Source organism: Nonomuraea sp. NPDC003727 (assembly GCF_053586935.1).
Genome location: NZ_JBSFNE010000033.1, coordinates 12,600 through 34,966 on the forward strand (window position 1 = coordinate 12,600; position 22,367 = coordinate 34,966).

26 protein-coding genes are annotated in these 22,367 nt (G+C 69.2%); 15 read left to right on the forward strand and 11 right to left on the reverse strand.

Translation table 11 applies throughout. The annotated features are described in order from the left end of the window. Positions 1–39: 39 nt before the first annotated feature. Positions 40–933 carry an NAD(P)-dependent oxidoreductase gene (locus ACWDLG_RS42600; RefSeq protein ID WP_449930981.1) on the reverse strand — a complete coding sequence of 298 codons (894 nt, stop codon included), beginning with the start codon at positions 931–933 and terminating at the stop codon, positions 40–42. A gap of 166 nt (positions 934–1,099) precedes the next feature. Beyond that, entirely contained in the window at positions 1,100–1,432 is a 333-nt protein-coding gene (locus ACWDLG_RS42605; protein WP_449930983.1) for a nuclear transport factor 2 family protein, read from the reverse strand. A 184-nt stretch (positions 1,433–1,616) separates the two neighbouring features. Between ACWDLG_RS42605 and ACWDLG_RS42610 the strand changes: the two genes are divergently transcribed. Continuing rightward, positions 1,617–2,327: a TetR/AcrR family transcriptional regulator gene (locus tag ACWDLG_RS42610; protein WP_449930985.1), complete on the forward strand. Its 711-nt coding sequence runs from the start codon at positions 1,617–1,619 to the stop codon at positions 2,325–2,327. A 298-nt stretch (positions 2,328–2,625) separates the two neighbouring features. Further along, the gene (locus ACWDLG_RS42615; RefSeq protein ID WP_449930987.1) at positions 2,626–3,330 is read left to right on the forward strand and encodes a ubiquinone/menaquinone biosynthesis methyltransferase; all 705 of its coding nucleotides are present in this window, start codon (positions 2,626–2,628) and stop codon (positions 3,328–3,330) included. A 308-nt stretch (positions 3,331–3,638) separates the two neighbouring features. Here ACWDLG_RS42615 and ACWDLG_RS42620 read toward each other — a convergent pair whose 3' ends face one another. The 3 genes from ACWDLG_RS42620 to ACWDLG_RS42630 all read right to left on the reverse strand — a co-directional run bounded on the left by ACWDLG_RS42620 (position 3,639) and on the right by ACWDLG_RS42630 (position 6,928). Continuing rightward, entirely contained in the window at positions 3,639–5,273 is a 1,635-nt protein-coding gene (locus ACWDLG_RS42620; RefSeq protein ID WP_449930989.1) for a GMC oxidoreductase, read from the reverse strand. A gap of 72 nt (positions 5,274–5,345) precedes the next feature. Further along, on the reverse strand, positions 5,346–5,852 hold the full coding sequence (locus tag ACWDLG_RS42625; protein WP_449930991.1) for a carboxymuconolactone decarboxylase family protein: 507 nt from the start codon (positions 5,850–5,852) through the stop codon (positions 5,346–5,348). Further along, the gene (locus ACWDLG_RS42630) at positions 5,849–6,928 is read right to left on the reverse strand and encodes an NAD(P)H-dependent amine dehydrogenase family protein (protein ID WP_449930993.1); all 1,080 of its coding nucleotides are present in this window, start codon (positions 6,926–6,928) and stop codon (positions 5,849–5,851) included. The genes ACWDLG_RS42625 and ACWDLG_RS42630 overlap by 4 nt, the downstream gene beginning before the upstream one ends. A 224-nt stretch (positions 6,929–7,152) precedes the next feature. On the opposite strand from ACWDLG_RS42630, the gene ACWDLG_RS42635 reads away from it, so the two are divergent. Next, positions 7,153–7,488, forward strand: a complete 336-nt coding sequence (locus ACWDLG_RS42635) for a putative quinol monooxygenase (RefSeq protein ID WP_449930995.1) — start codon at positions 7,153–7,155, stop codon at positions 7,486–7,488. Positions 7,489–7,615: 127 nt separating this feature from the next. Continuing rightward, positions 7,616–8,170 carry a YceI family protein gene (locus tag ACWDLG_RS42640; protein ID WP_449930997.1) on the forward strand — a complete coding sequence of 185 codons (555 nt, stop codon included), beginning with the start codon at positions 7,616–7,618 and terminating at the stop codon, positions 8,168–8,170. Between the two features lie 49 nt (positions 8,171–8,219). On the opposite strand, the gene nadE is transcribed toward ACWDLG_RS42640, so the two are convergent. Further along, positions 8,220–9,032 carry an ammonia-dependent NAD(+) synthetase gene (gene nadE, locus ACWDLG_RS42645; protein ID WP_354921561.1) on the reverse strand — a complete coding sequence of 271 codons (813 nt, stop codon included), beginning with the start codon at positions 9,030–9,032 and terminating at the stop codon, positions 8,220–8,222. Positions 9,033–9,242: 210 nt separating this feature from the next. Between nadE and ACWDLG_RS42650 the strand changes: the two genes are divergently transcribed. From ACWDLG_RS42650 to ACWDLG_RS42660, 3 genes are all read left to right on the forward strand, one after another. Further along, the gene (locus ACWDLG_RS42650; protein WP_449930999.1) at positions 9,243–9,683 is read left to right on the forward strand and encodes a hypothetical protein; all 441 of its coding nucleotides are present in this window, start codon (positions 9,243–9,245) and stop codon (positions 9,681–9,683) included. 391 nt (positions 9,684–10,074) lie between these two features. Next, positions 10,075–10,848: a glycoside hydrolase family 16 protein gene (locus ACWDLG_RS42655; RefSeq protein WP_449931001.1), complete on the forward strand. Its 774-nt coding sequence runs from the start codon at positions 10,075–10,077 to the stop codon at positions 10,846–10,848. A gap of 111 nt (positions 10,849–10,959) precedes the next feature. After that, the gene (locus ACWDLG_RS42660; RefSeq protein WP_449931003.1) at positions 10,960–11,406 is read left to right on the forward strand and encodes a cupin domain-containing protein; all 447 of its coding nucleotides are present in this window, start codon (positions 10,960–10,962) and stop codon (positions 11,404–11,406) included. Between the two features lie 267 nt (positions 11,407–11,673). Here ACWDLG_RS42660 and ACWDLG_RS42665 read toward each other — a convergent pair whose 3' ends face one another. Then, positions 11,674–11,985, reverse strand: a complete 312-nt coding sequence (locus tag ACWDLG_RS42665) for a cupin domain-containing protein (protein WP_354921438.1) — start codon at positions 11,983–11,985, stop codon at positions 11,674–11,676. 125 nt (positions 11,986–12,110) lie between these two features. Between ACWDLG_RS42665 and ACWDLG_RS42670 the strand changes: the two genes are divergently transcribed. The 4 genes from ACWDLG_RS42670 to ACWDLG_RS42685 all read left to right on the forward strand — a co-directional run bounded on the left by ACWDLG_RS42670 (position 12,111) and on the right by ACWDLG_RS42685 (position 15,906). Beyond that, a complete protein-coding gene (locus ACWDLG_RS42670) occupies positions 12,111–13,043 on the forward strand; it encodes a DJ-1/PfpI family protein (protein ID WP_449931005.1) in 933 nt (310 codons plus the stop codon). Positions 13,044–13,267: 224 nt separating this feature from the next. Beyond that, positions 13,268–13,660 (forward strand): hypothetical protein, encoded by a 393-nt coding sequence (locus tag ACWDLG_RS42675; RefSeq protein WP_449931007.1) that lies wholly within the window; start codon positions 13,268–13,270, stop codon positions 13,658–13,660. A gap of 7 nt (positions 13,661–13,667) precedes the next feature. After that, entirely contained in the window at positions 13,668–13,835 is a 168-nt protein-coding gene (locus tag ACWDLG_RS42680; protein WP_449931082.1) for a DUF7737 domain-containing protein, read from the forward strand. 13 nt (positions 13,836–13,848) lie between these two features. After that, the gene (locus ACWDLG_RS42685; protein WP_449931009.1) at positions 13,849–15,906 is read left to right on the forward strand and encodes a DUF4132 domain-containing protein; all 2,058 of its coding nucleotides are present in this window, start codon (positions 13,849–13,851) and stop codon (positions 15,904–15,906) included. 343 nt (positions 15,907–16,249) lie between these two features. Here ACWDLG_RS42685 and ACWDLG_RS42690 read toward each other — a convergent pair whose 3' ends face one another. The 4 genes from ACWDLG_RS42690 to ACWDLG_RS42705 all read right to left on the reverse strand — a co-directional run bounded on the left by ACWDLG_RS42690 (position 16,250) and on the right by ACWDLG_RS42705 (position 19,205). Further along, positions 16,250–16,684 (reverse strand): nucleotide triphosphate diphosphatase NUDT15, encoded by a 435-nt coding sequence (locus ACWDLG_RS42690; protein WP_449931011.1) that lies wholly within the window; start codon positions 16,682–16,684, stop codon positions 16,250–16,252. Positions 16,685–17,391: 707 nt separating this feature from the next. Continuing rightward, on the reverse strand, positions 17,392–17,682 hold the full coding sequence (locus ACWDLG_RS42695) for a hypothetical protein (RefSeq protein ID WP_449931012.1): 291 nt from the start codon (positions 17,680–17,682) through the stop codon (positions 17,392–17,394). Beyond that, on the reverse strand, positions 17,645–18,733 hold the full coding sequence (locus tag ACWDLG_RS42700; RefSeq protein WP_449931014.1) for a hypothetical protein: 1,089 nt from the start codon (positions 18,731–18,733) through the stop codon (positions 17,645–17,647). Before ACWDLG_RS42700 ends, ACWDLG_RS42695 begins: the two co-directional genes overlap by 38 nt. Before the next feature lie 25 nt (positions 18,734–18,758). Further along, positions 18,759–19,205, reverse strand: coding sequence for a hypothetical protein (locus ACWDLG_RS42705; protein WP_449931016.1), 447 nt, complete (start codon positions 19,203–19,205; stop codon positions 18,759–18,761). Between the two features lie 648 nt (positions 19,206–19,853). Here ACWDLG_RS42705 and ACWDLG_RS42710 point away from each other — a divergent pair. Genes ACWDLG_RS42710 through ACWDLG_RS42725 form a run of 4 tightly spaced genes read left to right on the forward strand, consistent with a single transcriptional unit; the run spans position 19,854 to position 22,187 of the window. After that, on the forward strand, positions 19,854–20,135 hold the full coding sequence (locus ACWDLG_RS42710) for a hypothetical protein (RefSeq protein WP_449931018.1): 282 nt from the start codon (positions 19,854–19,856) through the stop codon (positions 20,133–20,135). Next, positions 20,132–20,371 carry a hypothetical protein gene (locus tag ACWDLG_RS42715; RefSeq protein WP_449931086.1) on the forward strand — a complete coding sequence of 80 codons (240 nt, stop codon included), beginning with the start codon at positions 20,132–20,134 and terminating at the stop codon, positions 20,369–20,371. The genes ACWDLG_RS42710 and ACWDLG_RS42715 overlap by 4 nt, the downstream gene beginning before the upstream one ends. After that, entirely contained in the window at positions 20,272–21,033 is a 762-nt protein-coding gene (locus ACWDLG_RS42720; RefSeq protein WP_449931084.1) for a radical SAM/SPASM domain-containing protein, read from the forward strand. The genes ACWDLG_RS42715 and ACWDLG_RS42720 overlap by 100 nt, the downstream gene beginning before the upstream one ends. 20 nt (positions 21,034–21,053) lie before the next feature. Then, the gene (locus tag ACWDLG_RS42725; protein ID WP_449931020.1) at positions 21,054–22,187 is read left to right on the forward strand and encodes a methyltransferase domain-containing protein; all 1,134 of its coding nucleotides are present in this window, start codon (positions 21,054–21,056) and stop codon (positions 22,185–22,187) included. Positions 22,188–22,367: the final 180 nt, after the last annotated feature.

The window sequence follows — 22,367 nt, forward strand, 5'->3', positions numbered from 1 at the left end:
ACTCGGCTGCACCACCGTGGTGCAGTCGTGAGGAGGAAGTCAGACGGAGGGCTTGCGGAACTGTTCGATCAGCGCCGCGTAACCGTCGTCGGCGTGGCCGTCGGCTGCCGCACGTTCGGCCAGTGCCAGGAAGAGATTCGGCAACTCGGAGTTGACACCGAGGGCCTCGGTCTCCTGGATCAGGTGCTCCATCCCGCCCATGTGGACGGCGACGGTGGCGTCGGTGGCCGGGTAGCCGCCCTCGTCGATCTGCTGCGCGTACGCGGAAACGTAGTCGGTCGTCACCTTGATCGCGGTGTTGGCCAGGGCCGCGAAAGTCGTCGCCTTGACGTTCGCGGTGCCCAGCAGCGCGGCACCCTGCAGGAATCCGTTCAGGACCCCCCACATGATGCTCAGGACGGACATGTCGTACAGGGCAGACAGGCCGTGGTCCTCATCGAGGTAGACGGTCCCGGTCTCGCCGAGCGCCTGCAGGGTGGCCTGGTGCTCCTCGAAGGCGGCCTTCGAGCCGGAGTACAACAGCGTGGCCTCGGCGGTGCCGATGGCCTGGGGAAGGCCGAGGATCGCCCCGTCGAGGTAGGCGCTGTCGTTCTCGGCCGCCCACGCGGCGGTTTCGCGCGCTTGGGTGGAACTGGCCGTGGTCAGGTTGACGAGGGTACGGCCGGCGAGCGAGCCGCCGACCGGGTCCAGCAACTGGTGCACGGCGTCGTAGTCCGAGACGCAGACGACGACGAGTGGGCTCGCCTCGACCGCGCTCTTGACCGAGCCGGCCAGGGTGGCGCCCCTGGCGACGAGATCGTCAGCCTTGTCCGCCGAGCGGTTCCAGACGGTGGTCGGGTGACCGTTCTTCAGGAAGGCCTCGGCCAGCGCGTGGCCCATCAGTCCCAGGCCGACGACGGTGACCGGCGCTTGTGCGGCGGAACGGGGGGACATTTGTGCTCCTGCGTGTCTCATGCGGCGTCCGCCGCGACGGGTGTGGTCGCCGTGGCCGTCCGGACGGCTCGGCCGGACATGTCGGTGACGTGGTCCTCGGACCGGTTGGGCGCTCGGTCGTCGCGGCGAGGCGGCCAGGCGGCGGTCCAGCCGTACCGGGGCCGCCTCATGTGAAGAACCCGACGATGCTGCGGATGCGGCCACCGGCGAACTCGACGACGTCGTAGCCGGTGGCGACCGTGCCGAGCTTCCAGCTGAACAGCGCGCGGTCGTGGTGGGCGCCGACCACGGTGTCGAGGGTGAACCTCAGGTCGCCTAGCTTCTCCCGGACGCGGCCGATCTCCTCGGACAGTTCGGCGTGCCCACGCAGGCCGGCGTTGTCGGGGTCGGCGTAGAGGGAGTCCTCGGTGAGGACGGACTTCATCAGTGTCATCCGGGTGGCGGCGTCCGGCTCGTTCCAGATGTCGAGGTAGGCGCGGATCACATCGATGGCGCTCACCAGCTGGCTCCTTCCGACGTGGGTGCTTGCTGTGGTTGCGGGGTGGGCCTGAGGACGATCAGGCCACAGGCGACGGTCAAGGACGGCCGTGACGGGGTCGCTTTCTCTACATGCCGTCTTGTTTCTACACGCCGTTCAATTGGCCGCACGACGTAGATTAATCCAACCCAGTAGACTGTCAAGCGTGAGCGACCAGACGATGAGCCGCCGCGACCGGCTACGTGCCCAGACCAGCGCCGAGATCAAGGCGATCGCCATGAAGCTCATGGCGGACGGCGGCCCGGACGCCATCTCGCTACGCGCGATCGCCCGCGAGATGGGCATGACGGCCGGCGCGATCTACAGCTACTTCGCCACCCGCGATGATCTGATCACGACGCTCATCGGCGACGTCTACACCTCGGCGGTCGACGCCGCCGAGGCCGCCCGCGACGCGGTGCCGGAGACCGATCCGGGCGGCCGGATCCTGGCCTGGGCCCAAGCCATGCGGGAGTGGGCGCTGGCCAACCCCGAAGGTTTCCGGCTGATCTACGGCGACCCCGTGCCCGGCTACCGTCCGCCCGACGACGGCCCCGGCAGGCAAGCCGAGGCGCGTGCCTGCAGCGGACTCGTCGGCCTCGTCGCCGCCGCCTGGCCGACGGTCCAGGCGCGCCAACCCGAGGAGGGCGCCTACGACTGGGCGGATTTCGACCCGGAGCTGGTAGCCCATGTCCGGAAGGACTTTCCGGACCTGCCGCCGGCAGGCATCGCGATGACGCTGAGGGTGTGGGGCCGCATGCACGGGCTCATGGCCCTGGAGATCTACGGGCACCTCCGCACCGCCATCCACGACCCGGCCAGTGTCCACCGCGACGAGATGCACGACCTCATCGCCTCGCTCGGCCTCGTGTCCTGAGCGCAGCCCACCATCGGCGCCGACCGCCGCCGGCCTCGCCCTCTCGCAGCACGATCGCCCCACTGGGCCTCATCTCGCCGCCCGGGCCGGCGGCCGGCGCCCGCGCTGCCACCGTCCCGGCCACCGCCGTACTGCTCGCCCCTGCGGAAGTCGTGCGGCCGTCACGAGTGAACGGGACGGGACGTCCACCGCGCTCGACCGGTGATCCCCCCTGCGAGGTAGGTCCTCCCCCGCACGGGGGAGGACGGCCGGCGATCGCCCCGGCAGAGTGGCGGGGTGACTGAGGAGCCGCGCACAGATGCCATCGCCTGATCTGCCGCCGTCCAAGGGCCAAGAGGTCCAGCGAACGTTCAACAGGATCACGGACTACTACGACCGGATGAATCGCCTCATGACGCTGGGGCGACATGCCGCCTGGTGTCGTGACGTCGCAGTGAGTACGAAGGTCCCTCCAGGTGGAAGCGTGCTCGATGTCGCCACCGGAACCGGCGTCATCGCTCTGGCCGCACTGGAGAAGTATCCGAACGCGACCATCCATGCCGTCGATTTCTCCGAGCGGATGCTGACGGAAGCGGCACGCAAACCGGGGGCCTCGGCCATCAGGTGGCAGCACGCGGATGCGAACGATCTGCCCTTCGGCGACGAGTCCTTCGATGCCGTCACGCATGGCTACCTCCTCCGTAATGTCGCGGATGTCGAGCGCGTGCTCCAAGAGCAATACCGGGTGCTCAAACCCGGAGGCCGGGTCGTCATTCTGGAGACCTGCCCGCCACGAGGACCACTCCGTTACCCGGTGACTCTGGGTGTTCGTGTGCTGATCCCCCTGCTCGGCCAGATGATCGCCCGCGATCGCGAGTCGTACGCATACCTGCAGGAATCCACACTCGGGTTCATGACTCCGCAACAGGTCGTCGCGATCCTTCGCCGAGTCGGGTTCGCCTCCATCGCGTGGAAGAAGAAGTTCTTCGGCACCCAGATGATCATCACGGCCCGGAAACAGTAGCCGCCGGAGGATCTCGCCGATCTTCCGCTCGATCGGGCCGGCCGAGATGGTCCTTGGTCCGGACAGGCGTGGGGGCACACCGCGGCCTGCGGGGCCACCAGGGGCGGGTCCGCTGGACGCCGGCCGGGCTGGGCGGCCCGCTGGACGAGGAGCGCCGGATGGACCGGCTGCCGGCCGGGCGACTACTGGCCGGGCGACTGCTGGGCGGGCCGCTGCTGGGCGGGTCGCTGCTGGGCGGGCCGCTGCTGGGCGCGCGCTGTGACAGGGAGAGGGCCGGCCACACGCGCCCGTGGCCGGCTGCGCACGCGTCACAGGTCAGTGGCGATGATCTTGTCGATGTTGCGTTCGGCCAGCGCCGTGATGGTGACGAACGGGTTGACGGTGGTGTTGCCGGGGATCAGCGAGCCGTCGATGACGTACAAGCCGGGGTAGCCGGCGAGGCGGCCGTAGTTGTCGGTGGCCTTGTTCAGCACCACGCCGCCGAGCGGGTGGTAGGTGAGGTGGTCGCCCCAGATCTTGTAGATGCCGAACAGATCGGTCCGGTAGATCGTCCCCTCCTTCGCGTTGATCTTGTCGAAGATCGTCTTGGCCATGGTGATCGACGGCTGCTTCCAGGCGGTCTGCCAGTTCAGGTCCACCTTGCCGGTCGCGGCGTTCCAGGTGAACTGGGCACGGTTCGGGTTCTTGGTGATCGACAGGTAGAAGGAGGCGTAGGTCTCGATTCCGGTGGGCAGCGGCGCCACCTCGGCGAAGGCGCCTCCGGCGGCCCAGTTGTCGATGCCGCTGCAGGGAATGGTCGACTGGAGCTTGCCGGTCGGGTCCCACAGGTGGTTGGCGCGGCCGCACATGACGTTGCCGTTGTCGCCCCAGCCCTTGCCGACCTCGTCGTTCAGGCCGGGCAGCGCGCCGGTGGCCTTCAGCTTGACCAGCAGCTTGCTGGTGCCGACGCTGCCGGCGGCGAAGAACACCCGGTCCGCGGTCACGGTCTTGGTGGCCGTGGTCTCGCCGCCGGTGTCGATCTGCTCGATGACGACCGTGTAGCCGCCGCCGGAGGCGGGGGCGACCGAGGTGACCCTGTGCAGCGCCGAGATGGCGACCCTGCCCGTGGCGTTGGCCTGGGCGAGGTAGGTCCGCTGCAGCGACTTCTTGCCGTGGTTGTTGCCGTAGAGGATCTCGCCGGCCAGCGCGGACTTGGTGACCGTACCGGCGGCCTCCTGTTCCATGTAGTCCCAGTCGTACACGTCGGGCACGAAGACGAACGGGAAGCCGGACCGCTGGGCGTGCTTGCGGCCGACGCGGGCGTACTGGTAGTAGGGGGTGTCCTCGAACCAGGCCGGATCCACGGTGCCGACCCCGAGTCCGGCGTTGGCGCGCGGGTAGTAGACGTCGTACATCTCGTCGGCGTTCACCGACGGGAGGACCGCGCCGAAGTTCTCGCGCCGGGGAGTGACGGCCATGCCGCCGTTGACGAGGGAACCGCCGCCGACGCCGCGTCCCTGGTAGACCGTGATGCCGCTGAAGTCCTCGGCGTCCAGGATCCCGGTGTAGCGGGGGATGTCCCTGTCGATCGGGAAGCCCAGGAAGTAGTTGAGCGGCGCCTTGGTCCTGGTGCGCAGCCAGTAGGAGCGGTAGTCGGGCTGAAGCGTGTTACAGAAGATCTTGCCGTCGGAGCCGGGGGTGTCCCAGGCCATGCCCATCTCGATCATGTGGACGTCGACGCCCGCCTGGGCGAGGCGGAGAGCGGCGACGGCGCCGCCGTACCCGGTGCCGATCACCAGGGCGGGCACGTGCGCGCCCGAGGCGATCGGGGCGGAGGCGGGGACGGCGGCCGCGCGGGCCGCGGTGGCGTGGCCGCCGAGGGCGGCGGCTCCCAGCAGGGATCCGGTTCCGGCGATGAAGCCGCGACGCGAGATGCCGGTGGTGGTCGGGGGTCTGCTCCTCATGCGGTGCTCCTCACTCTCGCAAAACGAGAAAACGGTCCATATCTCGTCGCGCCTGGAGTCACTGCTGTCGGGTCAAGAGGGACGTACGGCGCGGGGCGACGCGCCGCTGGGCAGCCTGCACACGGTGTCGAGGCCCAGCACCCGGTTGAGCCGGCCGAACGCCAGCCACGAGCCGATGCTCATGCTCAACTCCACGATCTCGAGCTGGCTGTAATGCGCGCTCATCCTTGTCCAGAACTCCTCGTCCAGGCCGTGGTGATCCAGCGCGTACCGCTCGGCGTACTCGGCGGCCAACCGGGTGCGATCGTCGAAGGCGTCGGTGGTACGCCACTGGGCCACCGCGTCGGCGAACTCCGCCTCGACCTTCTCCCCGTCCCGCTCGGTCCGCCAGTCGAGACAGAAGACACAGCCGTTGATCTGCGCGATCCGCAGCCGCGCCGCCTCGAACTCGCGCAGGCCGAGAGTCGTGTGGGCGTAGACGGCCAGCGAGAAGTTCGAGGCCGCGACCCCGATGCCGGGGACCATCTCGCCCCACACGTACTCGATCGCGTCCTTGCCGTCGGGGATGTCGATTCTCATGGCCGTTTCCTTCCGAGTCTGCCGACGGCCGGGCGCAGGGGGACGTCGAGCGCGTCGTACAGCCCGGGTTCCGCGTTCACGAGCCAGTCGATGGCGCCCACCAGCCGGCCGACCGCGGTGGCGTTGCCGCCCGCCGACCGGTTGCCGCCCTCGTCGGTGGCCTCGACCGTGACCTCGATGCGGGGGCGGCCCTCGATGACGACCCGGTGCGCCCCCTCGCCGTCGGGCGGCGACGGCCAGTCCGGCGCGCAGGACGGGTGGATGCGGGTGACGTGCTCGATGACGATGCGCGGCTCGCCCTCGACGACGCCCTGCACCTCGAAGCGGACCGCGCCCTGGGTGCCGGCCTGGAACTCGCCCATCGAGCTGGTGCCCACCGTGGCCTCGAGCGGGCGCCGGTCCACGGTTTCGCGGATCTCGTCGAGTTCGACGCCGAGGGCCCTGGCCATCAGCCGTACCTGGCCGCCCCACACCATGGTCGGCACCGTCGGCGCGATCATCGGCGGCTCGTAGTCCATCGGCTGGCCCATGCCGACGATGTACCGGACCGCGTCGGGCTGGTCGTAGGTGGAGTAGTCGAAGATCTCCTGGCAGCGGACGGCGTCGATCGTGGTGCCGAGCCCGCTGATCAGCAGGGGCAGCACGTCGTTGCCCCAGCCGGGGTCGACGCCGGAGACGAACAGCGAGCCTCCGCCGTCCGCGATGGCGGCCAGCACCGGCTCCCGCAGTTCCGGCGGGGCGTTGCGCTGGTCGTAGAGCGCGTAGAGCGAGGGGGTGACGACCACGGCTCCGGTCCTGATCGCCCTGACGATGTCGGCCAGCGCCTCGTCGGGGCGGATGTCGCCGGAAGCCGCGTAGACCACGGCGCGCGGGCGGGTGGCCAGCACCGCCTCGACGTCGTCGGTCGCGGCGACGCCGAGCGCGTGGTCGAGGCCGCCGAGTTCGCCCGCGTCGCGGCCGACCTTGCCGGGGTTGTGGACGAGTACGGCCGACAGGCTGAGCGCCGGGTGGGCCTCGACGGCGCGGATGGCCGCGCGGCCGACGTTGCCGGTGCCCCAGACGATGGTGGGCGTCATGGGCGGAGCGTAGCAAGCGCTTGGTTAGGTGTATAGTGCCCGCTCCGCCCCGCCTCCGAGCGTGAAGATCACACGGTCGACCAGGCCGTTCCCGACGCGGCAGGAGACCAGCAGGTCGACGTCACCGCGCGACGTGCCCGCCGCATCCGCGAAGCAGGACCGGGCGGGCGCTAGTGTCGTGTCCCTGAGCGCGTGCGTTTCCAGCTGAAGGGGGCGAGTGTCAAATGATCTTCATCACCGCGAGGTTCCGCGTACGGCCGGAGCACGCCGACCGGTGGCCCGAGATCGTGGACGAGTTCACCAGGGCGACCCGGGGCGAGCCCGGCTGCCTGTGGTTCGACTGGTCGCGCAGCATCGAGGACCCTGCCGAGTACGTCCTGGTCGAGGCGTTCCGTGACGACGACGCGGGCGCCGCGCACGTCCAGTCGGAGCATTTCAGGAAGGCCCAGCGGACGCTGCCCGGCTACCTGGCGCAGACGCCGCGGATCGTGAACGCGAAGCTGGATCAGCAGGACTGGTCATTGCTCGGCGAGATGGCCGTCCCCCGAGAAGACGCGTAGTGCCGGGGCCGCGGGTGGCCGCCCGCCGAGGCGGCGGCTCCCCGTTCCTGTGATCGTCCCGCTCGTCGCCGGCGGCGGCCGCGCGGTGCTCCTGCCGGGCCGGCCGTACCCGAGCTAGCCTGGCAGGGTGAGCATTACCGCAGGTAGCTACACGCTCGGACCTGAATCCGGGCGGCTCCTGATCAAGACGACGCGTAGCGGGCTGGGCGCGAAGGCCGGCCACGATCTCACCATCGCGGTCACCCGCTGGCGCGGCGATGCGACCATCGACACCACCGACCCGGCCGGCTGCTCCGTGACCGTCGAGGCCGACGTCGAGTCGCTCGACGTCCAGGAAGGATCCGGCGGCGTCAAGCCGCTGACGAACTCCGATCGCGAGGAGATCAAGAAGATCATTCGAGAGAAGATCCTGCACACCGCGCGCCATCCGACGATCACGTTCCGCTCGACACGGGTCGACGGGACGGCGGAGTCGTTCCGTGTCGAAGGCGACCTGACCATCGCCGGGACCACCCAGCCTGTCACCCTGCAGGGCTCACTGGCCGAGGACCGGGTTCGCGGCTCGGCGACCATGGTGCAGTCCCGCTGGGGGATTCGGCCCTACTCGGCCTTCCTCGGCGCGCTCAAGGTGAGCGACGAGGTGGGCATACAGTTCGACATCGGCCTCGTGTCGAAGCAGTGACCTGACCGGACCCGCGTCCGGCGCGAGACCCGGTTGACGAGGGACCGGCTCAGGGGGCGATCGGCAGCTGTCGCTTGTGCTCGGTGAGCCGGTAGCGGCGGACGATCGCCTCGAAGGCGGCCTCACCGACCGGCTTGCCTTCCAGGAGGTCGTCGATCTCGTCGTAGGTGACGCCGAGCGCCTCCTCGTCGGGCCTGCCCGGGTTCAGCGTCTCCAGGTCAGCGGTCGGGGTCTTGCGGACCAGCGCGGGCGGCGCGCCCAGAGCCTGCGCCATGGCCCGTACGCGCCGCTTGGTGAGGCCGGTGAGCGGAACCACGTCGGCCGCGCCGTCGCCGAACTTGGTGAAGAAGCCGGAGACCGCCTCGGCGGCGTGGTCGGTGCCGACGACCAGGCCTTCGTGCGCGCCCGCCACCGCGTACTGGGCGATCATGCGCTGCCGGGCCTTGATGTTGCCGTGCACGAAGTCCTGGTGGTGGGCATCACGGAAGACCATGCCGCCGGCCAGCACCGCCTCCAGGGCGGCGTCGCCGGCGGACTTCACATCGACGGTCATGACCCGGTCGGGCCGGATGAACTCCAGCGCCAGCTGCGCGTCCTTCTCGTCGGCCTGCGTGCCGTACGGCAGCCGCATCGCGAAGAAGGTCGCCTCCCGCCCGGCGGCACGCACCCGCTCGACCGCGAGCTGGCACAGCCGGCCCGCGGTCGTGGAGTCCACACCGCCGCTGATGCCCAGCACCAACGACCGCAGGCCCGTGGAGGTCAGCTGGTCGGCGAGGAAGGCCACCCGGCGCTCGATCTCCTGCTGTACGTCGAAGGACGCGCTCACCTGGAGATCCCGGGCGATCTCCTGCTGCAGGGACATGGACGCCAAGTCGGTCACGGTCGCTCCGGGGTCGGGCTCTGGGGCAGGGTCGGCACGCGCCGCCGGCGCGTGCAGGGGACGGAAGCACTCTAGAGGACGGCTGGGAAGACCTGCTCAAGGCCTGCGACGTGGTGGCCGCCGTCCTCCTCCGGGAGAGGCGGGCGGCATGCCGCGGATCCCGGGAGAGCTGATCAGTGGCATCATGTCCGGATGGTCGTGGAGCGGCAGGCGTTTTCCGGTCGGCTGATCAGCCACATGGCGCGTTCGACGATCGTCGTCATCCCCTCCGCCGGCGTCGCACTCGCGACGACGATGTCCAGCGTCGTTCTTGCCGACCCGGATGTGCCCCTCGCCTGGGATTATGTGACGCCGCTGGCGATCATCCTACCGGCCGCTGTTTGCTGGCCGGTGTTGCGCCTTCTTGAAATACCCCGGGCCTGGCTGGTCGCCGCTTTGGGGGGAATGTTCATGGGGGTGGTGTGGCGGCTGGCCGGGCCGAGTTTCGGCACGCATATCACCGGTCTGGCCGTTCTCCTGGGCGGAACAGTCGCTTACCCTTCGGCCGTCATGGTGGCCGTACCTGGCACTCCTGTCGTATGGCGTGTTCTGCCGCCGGCGCTGTTCGCCGGACTCTTCTGGTTCGTCGCGTAACCTCGAACCGGCGAGCCGTCTTCGGCCTCGGACCGCGGATCCCGCAGCTCGCCCGACGGCCGCGCCCCGGGGTTCACAGTCCGCTTTCATACCCGCATGTGGTCGGCTCACACAGCGCTATCACCGGATTGTCCGTCTTTACCCCTTTAGCCCTTATATCACCATATAGCGGGCGAAATTCCGCCCCGGCGGCCAGCCAGGCATTGATGCCAATCGGACACTAAAGAGCGATACCTGCAAACCAAAGAGGTTTGCTGGCACTTGTGCACACGGCAAACAGAGCACCCGGACACCGTCGAAACAGGTTTCCCTCTTGGGCAGCGAAACAATGAATTGTCTGAGAAAGGCGGGAACCATGTGGTTGATACGATTCTTGGCAGTGATTTCGGCCATGACCATGAGTTCTACCGAGGACATGGTCCCGGCTTCGCTTGCGCGGCCCGGCGACGTCGATCCCGTAGGGCCCGGCGGCCAGTGGAACCTCAGGTTCCAGGACGAGTTCGATGGATCCGCCGTTGACGGGTCGAAGTGGCAGTTCCGCTCGACGGCCGAGTCCGACTGGTCCGACGAGCCGTACGGCACCGGGAATCCCGACAGCAAGCAGATGGAGTTCGACCGGCCCGAGAACTGCTCGGTGGGCGACGGGGCACTGACGATCACGGCCGAGCCCGCCAAGATCCGGTCCCAGTCGGGGCACCGGTACAGGTGGTCCAGTTGCCTGATCACCTCCACCGGGCCCGGGGGCTACGCCTTCCGGTACGGGTACATGGAGATCAGGGCGATGCTTCCCCAGTCTCCGGGATTCTGGCCGTCGTTCTGGACCTGGCAGGCGTCCGACAACGGACATCGAACCGAGACGGACGTCTTCGAGTACTTCTCCGACAACCACCAGCAGCTGTACCACTCCTGGCACTGGGGCGAAGACCATGGGTGCACCCACCGGCCCGCCTTCGATCCGAGCGCCGGCATGCACGTCTACGGGGCCGACATCCACGAGTCGGGGACGGACTTCTACGTCGACGGGCAGCACGTGTGTCACGCCGAGGGCACCCCTCCCGGACCGGCCAACCTGGTGGTGAGCAACTTCGTCTACTCCGGGGTGCCGCCCGCGCCGGATTCGTCGGGGCGCATGGTGGTGGACTACGTCCGCGTGTGGCAGAGGTAGGAACGCGTTCCCCGCCGGCCCGACACAGACATGGCGCGCGTCACACTCCACTTGCGGACCATAGTCCGGTTACGCCACAATCGGACCACAGTCCGATTGAAGGAGTGCACCATGATGAAGAAGGTCCTCGTCGCCCTGTCGGCCGCGGTCCTGGCCGCGATCACGACGGGGTCGGCGAGCTCGGCCACCGCGCAGGACCCGGTCACCTACCACCACCACGTTCAGGGCAAGGGATCCCCCTGCGAAGGCCTGGCGGGATGCACCTACGTCCAGCTCAAGGGAGACCCGAAGGCCGGACCGTCGGAGGCGATGTTCACGCTCAAGGCCGGCACGCCGTTCTCCCCCCACTGGCACACCAGCCCCGAGCACGTGGTCGGCGTATCGGGCACCATGCTGTGGAACGTCAAGGGCCACAAGAAGACCTACCGCGTCGGCGCCGGCGACTTCCTGTACTACCCGGGGGAGGCCGTCCACTGGGGTCGCTGCGCTCCCGGCGCCGACTGCACGTACTACGTCTTCGACGAGCTGCCCTACGACTTCCACGAGGCCACCCGCTAGGGGCTCCCTCCCACACCAGGTCCAGGAAGCGCACCACACCAGGCGGCAAGGGCCCTGCCGTCTGCCCCGGCGCCTCCGGCGAGCACGCTCGCCCTGCGGGCCGGCGAGAAGGCCGCGCCCTCCTGACCGGCGTCCAGAGCACGCTCGCCGTCCCGTAGCGGCAGGGCGGCCTGTCTCCGCAGCGTGTCGGCGATGCCGTACCGGACGGAATCGCCGCAGTCGCCGGGCGGCCCAGGGGATTGCGACGTGCCGGGACCCGCGCGGCGGTCAGATGCTGCCCCTGCGCTCGACGACCAGGACGCGCGCCTCCGGTGCGGGGTGCGCCAGGTGCTCGTCGCCGGGTTCGGCGTAGCAGATGCGGCCGGGAGTGAGCCGTTCGACGTGTTCCTCGCCCTCGTGGCGGTAGTGCATGTCGACGGCGCCATCGAGAACGACGAAGACTTCCGGCCCGTCGTTGACGTGCCAGACATAAGGCTGATCCGTCCAGTGCAGCCGTACGGTCGCATCGTCGATCTCGGTGACGTCGAAGGCTCCCCACGGCCGCTCGGCGGTGTAGGAACGGGCATCGAGGAAGAGCATGAGGTCCTTTCCCTGGTTCGCGCGCTCGGGCCTCGTCGTCCGGGTCCGGCGCTGAGCCATCAGCTTGCTCCACGGCGCCGCCCGCCACGAGCAGCAGGAATGCCCATATCCGTAAGAATGCTGCCATGCATCGTGTCATGGCGCTGGTCGTGCCCGCCGTCGTCACATTCGATCTGGTGATCCCGGCCGAGGTCTTCAGCGACCGGGACCACTACGCCTTCGCCGTGTGCGCCGAGTCGCCCGGACAGGTGCCCTCGACCACTGGTTGGGACATCCATGTCCCGCTGGGCCTGGACGCCCTCGCCACGGCCGACACCGTCGTCGTGCCGGGCTACGCGCCGCTGGACGAGCCTTCCCCGCCGGTGCTGGACGCGTTGCGCGCCGCCGCCGCGCGTGGCGCGCGGATCGTCTCGGTGTGCACGGGCGCCTTCGCGCTCGCCGCCGCCGGCCTGCTGGACGGCCGCCGGGCGACCACGCACTGGATGGACGCGCCCGATCTGGCCGCCCGCCACCCGGCCGTCGACGTCGATGCCGACCTGCTGTACGTCGACAACGGGAACGTCCTGACCAGCGCCGGTTTCGCCGCCGGCATCGACCTCTGCCTCCACCTGGTGCGGAACGACTACGGCCCGCAGGCCGCGGTTCGGGCCGCGCGGCGCCTGGTCGTCGCGCCCCACCGCGACGGCGGCCAGGCGCAGTTCCTGGAGCGCCCGGTACCCCCCACCGGCGCCGGGATGGCGGCGGTCTGCGCGTGGGCGCTGGACCGGCTGGCCGAGCCGTTGACTGTAGCCGATCTCGCTCGCCAGGCGGGGTTCGCGCCCCGCACCTTCGCCCGCCGCTTCGTCGCGGAAACGGGCACCACCCCGCTGCGCTGGCTCGCCGCGCAACGCCTCCTCGAGGCCCGGCGGCTCCTGGAGACCAGCGATCTGTCGGTCGACGAGGTGGCCCGGCGCTGCGGCCTCGGTACCGCCGCCAACCTGCGGCTGCACCTGTCCCGCGATGCGTCCACCACGCCCACGGCCTACCGCCGCGCCTACCGCGGCCGGCCGGCCACGTGACCGCGTCCATTACCCGACGCATGCGCGCGGGGGCCGCGCGGCCCCGGAGGTCCGTCTCACTTCCTGGGAGGAGACCCCACACGAGATATGAGCCCGGTCCGCCCAGCCTCCAACCAGTTGTCCCGCGCTGGGTGGGAGCACATGCCCGCCGTCGCCGACGTTTTGTCGCAGGGCGCTGCTATAGATTGCGCCATCACCTGACATACACAGAAGCAGGATGTTCGATGGCATCGGTAGTGTTTCGCGATGAGACGGCGACAGGCCGGGCGTTGGAGGAGTTCTCCCTGCCCGACTTGCCCGAGCGGATCTCGGCCCGGGAGCTGGTACGGCTGCGCGTGCGCGCGGAGGTGGCCCGTCACAACGCCACCCCGTCCCAGCACTTCCGCGGCCTGGTCAAGCCCAGTGACGCCGAGGCCGAGCTGAACGGCTACCGGATGCGCACCGCCCGCAAGCTCGACTGGGAGCGGCAGGCCGACGCCGCCGAGGCCGCGTTCGCCCGCAACGGGTTCCTGCTGCTGGTCGGCGACCGCCAGATCGAGGACCTGGACACCGAGATCGACCTGACCACCGACCCGGTGGTGTCGTTCGTCAAGCTCGTTCCTCTGGTCGGCGGCTGACCAGGGGATTCTCGACGCTCATCTCCGCATCGTGCCCCGCGGCTCGGCCGACCAGGTCTTCCTGCCCTTCGAGGAGGACGGCGGCATGCTGCCGATCACCATCTCCAAGGCCTTCCTGCTGGTCGCCGGCACCGCGATCACCGACCCGTCCATCACCCGCCAGATCCACCCGTGACAGGAATATCAGCGTGCCCCTCTCCCCCCTCGCGGAGCGCCTGCTCAAGCTGCTCAACGGTTCCGCACCCGACGCCACCCACTGGCCCGCCGCCTCCCAGCTGACCACCGCTCTGGGCCGGCCAGGTGACAGCGCGGTCGTCGACCACACCTGGCGCAACATGATCGTCCCGGCCGGCGAACTCGTCGGCCACCTCCTGCGCGAGACACATCATCGGCCCTTCGCCCTGCTGGTGGCGGCAGGGATGGCGGACATGGATGCCGAGGTGAGAGCGCAGCTCGCCGAAACGCTCGGCCCGATCGCGGTCTCCGAGATGGACCTGCTGCTCGGCTGCGACGTGGAGTTGCGCGCCCTGTTCGCCGAGGCTGTCCGGGACCCTCAATTCGGCACCCCACGACGGGCCGGCCTGGCCGAATGGCTGCACGGCCTGCCCGGCTATCCCGCCTTCGCCCGCACCGCCCTGAACCAGGCCGACGCCCGCGTCGCCGCCATCCAGTCCGGCGAGATCCCCTACCAGGCGGAGAAGGCGTTCGACGACCGGGAGAAGGAGACCCTCGGGCGTGCCGTACGGCTGGCCCTCTTCAGCGACGAGTCCTGGCTGCCCAGCCTGCTGGACCGGCTGCTGCGCGGCGTCGCGGTGGCTCCCACCGCGGCCAAGACCCTCCCCTCCCAGGGGCTGCTGTTCGAGATCGGCCGCGCGGTGGAGGACCACCCGACTCCCGAGGCGATCTCCTCGCTGCGCGCCGCCCGCCAGATCACCCGTCATGCCGGGGTGCCCAAGCAGCTCGACCGCATGTTCAAGCGCATCGAGCCCGCGCTGGCCGAGCGGCTGGAGGTTGCGTTCCGGCTGCCGGACGGGCGGGTACGGCAGGCGTTCGGCGAGCACACGGCGGTGATCTCGATCGACGGCGAGGCAGAGCTGTCATGGTGGCACGGTGGCAAGAAGCTCAAATCGGTCCCGGCAGCCGTCAAGCGGGAGCACCCCGACGAGGTGAAGCGGCTGCGCGAGCAGGTCAAGCTGGTCCAGCAGCAACAAGCGACCCTGGCCAGGGCACTGGAGGCGGGCTATGCGGCCGAGGCGGCTCCGCCGTACCGGCGGTTGGAGGGTCACCCGATCACGGAGCGGCTGATCTGGGAGTTCGAGATCACACCCGGCGTATGGCGCAGCGAGCTGGGACTAACCAGACCGGACGTGCCAGTGCGGCTGTGGCATCCGGCGCGCGCCACGGTGGAGGAAGTGCGGGCCTGGCGCGACGTCGTGGAGGGCAAGGAACTGCGCCAGCCGTTCAAACAGGCCTTCCGCGAGGTCTACCTGCTCACGCCCGCCGAGGAGGAGACGCACGACCATTCGAACCGGTTCGCCGGACATGTGGTGCACTACCGCAGGCTCCGCGCACTGTTCAAGAGCCGGGGCTGGACGTCGAACTTCCTGGGGCAATGGGACGGCGGCTTCGACGGCGGCGACGCGCGGCGGCTGCTGGCAGGCGGGCAGTGGCGGGCGACGCTGGAACACAGCCTCTACGACGAGGGCTACGCGCTCACCGAACGGGTCCACTTCCACCGGCTGGTCGAGAGCAGATGGCACCAGGCGCCGCTGGCCGAGGTCCCCGCGCTGGTGTTCAGTGAGGCGATGAGGGACGTGGACCTGTTCGTGGGGGTCTGTTCGATAACATCCGATCCGCAGTGGGCCGACAGCGGGCCGGACGAACTGCAGACCTACTGGCACACCGGCTCGTTCGCTCCGCTCGCACCTTCCGCCGAGGTGCGCCGGGACGCGTTGTCCCGATTGCTGCCGCGCCTGGCCATCGCCGACCGCTGCACGTTGACCGACCGCTTCCTGGTGGTCCGCGGCGACCTCCGCACCTACAAGATCCATTTGGGGTCGGCGAACATCCTGATGGAGCCCAACGACGCCTACCTGTGCATCGTCGCCGGCCGCGACCCCCAGGCCGGGCTGTTCCTGCCCTTCGAGGAGGACGGTCGGTTGGCGCTCATCTTGTCCAAGGCGTTCCTGCTGGCCGCCGACACCGCCATCACCGATCCGTCCATCACCCGCCAACTCCAGCCTTGACCGACGCCAAGGGGCGGGGCACACTCGCGCCCCGCCCCGGCTGCACAGGTCAGGATGGGGCGGCCGGGACACCGTCGGGCTCGGTCAGCGCGGGATGACTTCGTCACCACCACCGGAAACCCCGCACCATCCTGGGCAACGCTTCCGAAAGCCGAGCCGTCGGTCGGCCGCCTCCATCGCCAGCAGGTCGGCGTGGGCCAGCCGTCTCACCTGGACTCGTCCCTGGGTGCAGGCGTGGCCGACAACCTCCTCACCGAGCAGGACCACCGCGCCGATCGGCAGTTCACCGGCCGCGAGCCCTTCCTCGGCGACCGCGATGGCCAGCCGACCAGTTCCTCCAGGCTCACCGGAGCACCCGATAGCCGTGGTCACCGAGCACCAGCGCGGTCGCAGGGAAGAGCGGTGTCGGCAGCGCGTCCGGGGCGAACCAGGCCCATCGGGCGAAGACCTCCGGTTCGGCGATGTACGGCTCCGCCACACCCGCGGACATGGCCACGGCGGCTGTCACCCGGACCGCGCCGCCGGGGTGATCCAGGACCACCGCGGTGACCACGGGCACGCCCGCGTTTCTGATCCCGGTCTCCTCAGCAAGTTCGCGTACGGCTGCCGCCTCGAAGCTCTCGCCCGGTTCGACCGCCCCGCCGGGCAGGCACCACGACGGCTCCTCACCGGCCTTGATCCGATGCCCAAGCAGGATCCGCCCACGGGCATCTGTGAGGACAACCCCGACCCCGACCATCCGTTCCGCACGAAAACCATGGGCGCTGTGAACCGACACGAACGGAACAATAGTGGCGGCATGAAGTGGCGGGGGATCGGGCTCGGGTCGAGGAGACGTCGTCACCCGCCGACCACGATGGGCAGTGCAGCCCCCCGAATCCTCAGCAGTGGGGTGGTGACGTTCGGGCGGGCCTGTTTGCGGACCCGGGCGCCTGCCATAAGATCACGTCCCGGCTGGTCTGGCGCATCGCGAACCGCGACATGATCGTCCAAGGACCGGCCGTCGCCATCACGATGCCCATGGCCATCGAGCGGCGCGACGAGCCCACCGCGTGGGCAGCCGCTTGACGCGAGGCCGGGGTCACAGGCCACCTGACGGCGCACGCTCCAGGGGACGAGAATGCGACCAAGGCGGTCGCCCACGACCTCCGCCTCGCCCCCGGCTCCCCGTCGTGACCTGGGAACTCCACAGCGACATCGACGGGCAACTCGTATGCCTCGACCAGACGCACGTCTCCAGGCCAGGCACGAGGCCGACGTCTTCGACATCGAGCGGTCGTCCGGCGTCGTGGAGCTGCGCACCCGGGTCCGGCCGGCCGACCCGAAAGAGGCGTCCAAGCCCAAGGTGAGCCGCGGCACTCCCCTACTCGACGTCACCCGCATCGCCTTACGACGACACCGGCCAGCCCCTCCACCTGCTTCGCCGCTTCGTCAACCCGCAGCGGGTCCAGCGACTACCGATCACGTCGCCCTAGCGCAACCTGCCTACGCGCCGAATGACTCGATCAAATGGTCATCCAGGTCGGACACGAAATCCTCGCGCCGCCATGGGTGGAGATCGCGGCGCGCACGACGCAGACGGATCGCGGCAACTCTGCCACCCGTTTCGGACGCGGCATCGATGCACTCGTGCAGCAACTCAGCACCCGAGCGTGGATCGTCGAGTCGAATACGGGCAATGGCCTGATCGGTCGATACGATCGCTCGCTGCACGCGTTCGCGAGGCGCGACCAGCGACTCAGCCGAGCGGGCGAAGTAGTCGTGCGCCTTCGACAAGTCGCCGATGTACAAGTTCGTGAGGCCCTCGAAGCCGCGAAGATAGGCAGGTGAGAACGAGCTGACCGCCGGATCCATCGCGGTCTCTGCCCATGTCGTACCAGGCGAGGGCGAGCGCAGTCTGGGCGTGTTTCTGCTGACCTGCTCGGGCTGCGATCTCCGCCTGCAGGGCATGCGCCCGAGCCCGGATCGTCACGCTCTCGCCAGCTCGGGCATCGCGTACCGCTGCGTCCACGAGTTCCTTCGCGGCATCAAGGCCCGGAGTCGAATACAGCGTGACGAGCGCGTGACTCATGCGGACGACTGCGCTGCGCCATGGCGCGCCCAGACCGCTGGCTGCGTCCGTCGCCGCGATGTACAACGCCCTGGAGGCTTCGTCGTCTCGGGTCTCGAAAGCGAACCGCCCGGAGAGCATGTATGCCTGGGCGGCGACGGATCTCAAGTCGGGAAGGAACTGCCGGGGAGCCTGGGAGCCGAGCAGCCGGCGACATGACTCGACGATCGGCGCGAGCACCAGCTGCAGCCGCACGAACGGGATGCTGCCGACTTGGTCGTTCACGGCGGAGACGGCATCGCGCATCGCCGCGATCAGCCCCTCGTCGAGACGGGACGCGTCGGCCAGGGCGACCGAGAGTGTGCGCTGCATCGGCGGGCCAAGCAGCGCGAGCAGACCTCCGCCAGCGTCGGTAGTGGTGCGTAGGAGGAGTGTGCGCAGCTCGCCGAGTCGCCGCTCGCTCTCCCCGAGCTGTCCGAGGGCATCGAGCAGCTCGGCGAAGTCACTGCCAGTGCCGAGGGATCTCCGCCCGTCAGTGCCGTGTGCATACAAATGCGCGAGGAGCAGTTGATACCGCTCGCTGGGCAGGACCGGCGCCGTACCGGTCTCCCAGCGGGCGACGGTCCGCTGCACACTCGCAGCGCTGATGTCGAAGGGCTGCCCGAGTCGGGCCGCCGCGTCGATGATGGCTCGGGCAGTGTCGGATAGTGACCAACCGCGGGCGAGCCGTAGCCGTTTGAGGGTGGCCGCGCCGACGAGCTTGTCCCGCGTGCTCATCCGCTTATGATGCACTCCTCGCGGCTCAGACGGGCACGATCAGCCGGGGTTTCCCTTGCGTCGCCCCATAATTGATCGTCTGCCAGGTCCCTGAGGTGCCCTCAACACCGTCACGGGGAAAGCCGATCACCATGTCAGCGTGATCGACCATCCACATGTTGCGCGCCCAGTACGTGGGTGTATGCAGCTCCGCGGCACCCAGCTCGACGATCTCGGCGATTCGATCACGGCACCGGGCGATGGCTTGCCGCGCCTCAGCCGGCTGCTGCTCCACGGTGCCCGGGACGACGATCGTGATCTGCGCCTTCGAGTTTCCGGCCAGCCAGAGCAACGACAGGCTGTCGATGCCGACCGCACCTCCGATGTAGAAGTGCGCGCCATCCTTCGCGAACGGCCCGAGGTAGGTGCTGAACCGGTCGGCGTACCACGAGAGCTCGCGATGGCCGGTAGACCTGGTTCCGGTGATCGTCACAGCCAAAGGCATTGATCAACTCCGTGTCATAGGTTGTCAGATCCCGCCCACTCATCCTCCGCAGTGAGATTGAGCCGTGGAAGCCAATCACTCGACCATTCCGACCGAGCCGCTCGAAGCGCGCGGGCAGTCCGTGACAAACCGGGACGACGGCTCACTAACCATCAGAAACCCTCTGCATCCACACGTCCGCGAGGCCGTTGGCGCCATTAACGGTCGCTACCTCACCGATTACGGATACCTGGCGCAGCCAGCCGCGCCGAGGCAACCACCCTGCTGAGACACGACACGACACGACAACCGACCAGCGCACCGGACCAGGAGCCCCGGCATTCGCGTCATAACGCCGGGGACCCCCACTCCTGATCGCGGACGGGAGGACCAACACCGTGACATCGCCCACGCAGCCACAGCAGACGAGCACAAGCAGGCTCTACTTGCAGCCAGCAGCTGTGTTCGGAGCCGCTGGCCAACATGCTGGCCAGCAGACGCATCACGTACATGGCGGCCGCCCTTCTCGACGAGACAGAGGTCCGACGTGACGCCGCCCCGGTATGACGCGCACGAGGCGCCCGCGCCGAACTTCTGCAGGCGTTCTGTCCCGGCTGGCTCATCATGTGGCGTCCCTGGGCACGAACCTTCTGCGCGATGCACGTGGCCGATCCCGTCCAGTGCCGCTATGTCGAGTCCGTCGACCTCGACCCCTTGCGTCACCTGATGATCGACGCCGAATTCGAGACTCCGGCGGGCCTCAATGTGCTCACCGGCAGCGACGCGCAGTCAATCCGCTCGCCGGCGAGGCCCGCCAGGCACAAACCCGTGGCCACGAGACGAATCGCCCTTCACTTCCTACAGGTGGTGCGCGCGGGGGGCGGCATCTCTCGTGGCCATGGGCTCGACCTCGTCCCCCCACAGAAGGACCGACGATGACAGCACAAGCCACACCCCAGCTCGCCCCTGTCCACTTCCTGGAGCTGGAGATCACCGGCCGCTGCCAGCTCCGGTGCGGCCACTGCTACGCCGACTCCGGTCCCAACGCCAGCCACGGCACCATGACGACCGGCGACTGGGAGAACCTGCTCACCTCGGCCCCGCCGCCGGGATCACCACCGTGCAACTCATCGGCGGCGAACCCACCCAGCACCCCGACTTCGAGCGGCTGCTGAAGCACGCCCTCGCCCAGGGCCTGAAGACGCAGGTGTTCTCGAACCTCTACCGGGTCACCGACCGCGTGTGGGACCTGCTCGACGACCCCAACGTCACGCTGGCGACGTCGTACTACACCGACGACCCCGACCAGCACGACCGCATCACCCAGCGCAGCGGCTCCCACGCCCGGACCCTCGCCAACATCCAGGAGGCCCTACGGCGCGGCATCCCTCTCAAGGTCGCCATCGTCCAGCTCTCCGACGAGCAGCGCGCCGAGCAGGCGTGGGCGCAGATGAAGGCGCTCGGCGTGAACCGTCTCGGGCCGATCGACCGGCTGCGCGGCGTCGGTCGCGGCGCCGCCACCATCGAGACGGGCGTCAAAGAGCTGTGCGGCCAGTGCGGCAACGGACGCGCCGCCGTCGCGTCCAACGGGGACGTGTGGATGTGCGTCATGTCCCGGTTCCTTCAGCCCGCAGGGAACGTGAAGACCACACCGCTCGCGGAGATCCTCGTCGGGCAGATCTGGCAGAACCTCCTCACTCAGGTCCCCCGCCCCGCCGGCGCGACGGCCTGCAACCCGGGGTCGGACGGCAACGACTGCGCGCCGGCCGAGACCATCTGCGAGAGCAACGCACTCATCCTGCCCGCGCAGCGGATCCCTCTCGCCGGGATCAGGTGACAGGGAGCAGACTGATCACTATGGACTGGCAACCCTACGCGCACGCGCTCGCCGCCCGCGTCACCCATCCTGGGTCGCGGTGGCGCGACGCCATCGCGAACGTCCCCCGGCACCAGTTCGTGCCCGCCTGGTGGACGTGGAGCGGCGGCCACTGGGAGCTGCATCAGGGCGCGGCCGACGAAGCGGCCTGGTTGGACACCGTCTACCGGGACCGCACGGTCGTCACGAAGGTCGGCACTCTCCACGCCGACCACGCCAAGCCCAGCGACGCCCCGACCGGACGGCCGACCTCCTCCAGCACGCTGCCGACTCTCGTACTGCAGATGTACCGGCACGCGAGGATCAGCGAGAAGGACACTGTGCTCGACGTCGGCACCGGCTCGGGGTACGGCACCGCCCTGCTGTGCCACCTGCTCGGCGAGAGCCAGGTGACCAGCATCGACGTGGACGACTACGTCACCTCCATCGCCGCGTCGCGGCTGTCCCTGCAGGACTGCCATCCGCGTGTCGCGCCGATGGACGCCGTCGGGGAGATCCCGTGGACGTTCGATCGGATCGTGGCGATGGTGTCGGTACGGCCTATCCCCGCCTCCTGGCTGACCGCGCTCAAACCCGGCGGCCGCCTGGTGACGACCATCTCCAACACCTCGCTCATCGTCAGCGCCACCAAGACCGACGACGGCGGCGCGGCCGGCCAGATCGAGCGAGACTGGGCGATGTTCATGAAGACCAGGACCGGCGCCGACTACCCGCCGGGCCTGGCCAGTCTGATGGACACCGCGCGCACCGTCGAGGGTGACCAGGTCGCGGCCGCGAGGTACCCCGTGATCGACATCGAGGAGAACGCCTGGGAGCTCCGCTCGATGCTGGAGGTCATGTCGCCGGGCATCGAACACGACTTCCAGCAGGACGGCGACACCCGGACCGCGCTGATGGTGCACGCGGACGGGTCGTGGGCCCGCGCCGTTCAGACCGGGAAGGAGACCGGCGTCGTCCATCAGGGCGGGCCGCGCCGCCTGTGGGACGTGCTCGACGAGACCCGCGACTACTGGCTGGAGAACGGCATGCTGCCGCTGTACGGCGCGAACGTCCGGATCGACTCTGACGGGGCGATCCACCTGCAGCGCGGCCGGTGGAAGGCCACCATCGCCTGACTTCAGGAGTCACCGGAAACGCGAAAAGCGCCCCGCCCCTCCGCGGAGGAGGAACGGGGCGCTCTCGTGTGGCTGCTACTGCTGGTCGGCCGGGAGGTCCGACCAGCGGGGTGTGCCGGGCCTTATAGCCGACGACGGCCGCCAGCGCGGTCGGCAGCAGCGGCAGGGTGATCGCCTCCA

Coding starts and splice junctions, on each gene's coding strand:
- ACWDLG_RS42670 (WP_449931005.1), top strand. CDS start 12,111: ATGCATCGTGTCATGGCGCTGGTCGTGCCCGCCGTCGTCACATTCGAT.
- ACWDLG_RS42715 (WP_449931086.1), top strand. CDS start 20,132: ATGACAGCACAAGCCACACCCCAGCTCGCCCCTGTCCACTTCCTGGAG.
- ACWDLG_RS42620 (WP_449930989.1), bottom strand. CDS start 5,273: ATGAGGAGCAGACCCCCGACCACCACCGGCATCTCGCGTCGCGGCTTC.
- ACWDLG_RS42630 (WP_449930993.1), bottom strand. CDS start 6,928: ATGACGCCCACCATCGTCTGGGGCACCGGCAACGTCGGCCGCGCGGCC.
- ACWDLG_RS42675 (WP_449931007.1), top strand. CDS start 13,268: ATGGCATCGGTAGTGTTTCGCGATGAGACGGCGACAGGCCGGGCGTTG.
- nadE (WP_354921561.1), bottom strand. CDS start 9,032: ATGTCCCTGCAGCAGGAGATCGCCCGGGATCTCCAGGTGAGCGCGTCC.
- ACWDLG_RS42665 (WP_354921438.1), bottom strand. CDS start 11,985: ATGCTCTTCCTCGATGCCCGTTCCTACACCGCCGAGCGGCCGTGGGGA.
- ACWDLG_RS42710 (WP_449931018.1), top strand. CDS start 19,854: ATGCACGTGGCCGATCCCGTCCAGTGCCGCTATGTCGAGTCCGTCGAC.
- ACWDLG_RS42600 (WP_449930981.1), bottom strand. CDS start 933: ATGTCCCCCCGTTCCGCCGCACAAGCGCCGGTCACCGTCGTCGGCCTG.
- ACWDLG_RS42635 (WP_449930995.1), top strand. CDS start 7,153: ATGATCTTCATCACCGCGAGGTTCCGCGTACGGCCGGAGCACGCCGAC.
- ACWDLG_RS42625 (WP_449930991.1), bottom strand. CDS start 5,852: ATGAGAATCGACATCCCCGACGGCAAGGACGCGATCGAGTACGTGTGG.
- ACWDLG_RS42655 (WP_449931001.1), top strand. CDS start 10,075: ATGACCATGAGTTCTACCGAGGACATGGTCCCGGCTTCGCTTGCGCGG.
- ACWDLG_RS42615 (WP_449930987.1), top strand. CDS start 2,626: ATGCCATCGCCTGATCTGCCGCCGTCCAAGGGCCAAGAGGTCCAGCGA.
- ACWDLG_RS42700 (WP_449931014.1), bottom strand. CDS start 18,733: ATGAGCACGCGGGACAAGCTCGTCGGCGCGGCCACCCTCAAACGGCTA.
- ACWDLG_RS42725 (WP_449931020.1), top strand. CDS start 21,054: ATGGACTGGCAACCCTACGCGCACGCGCTCGCCGCCCGCGTCACCCAT.
- ACWDLG_RS42660 (WP_449931003.1), top strand. CDS start 10,960: ATGATGAAGAAGGTCCTCGTCGCCCTGTCGGCCGCGGTCCTGGCCGCG.
- ACWDLG_RS42650 (WP_449930999.1), top strand. CDS start 9,243: ATGGTCGTGGAGCGGCAGGCGTTTTCCGGTCGGCTGATCAGCCACATG.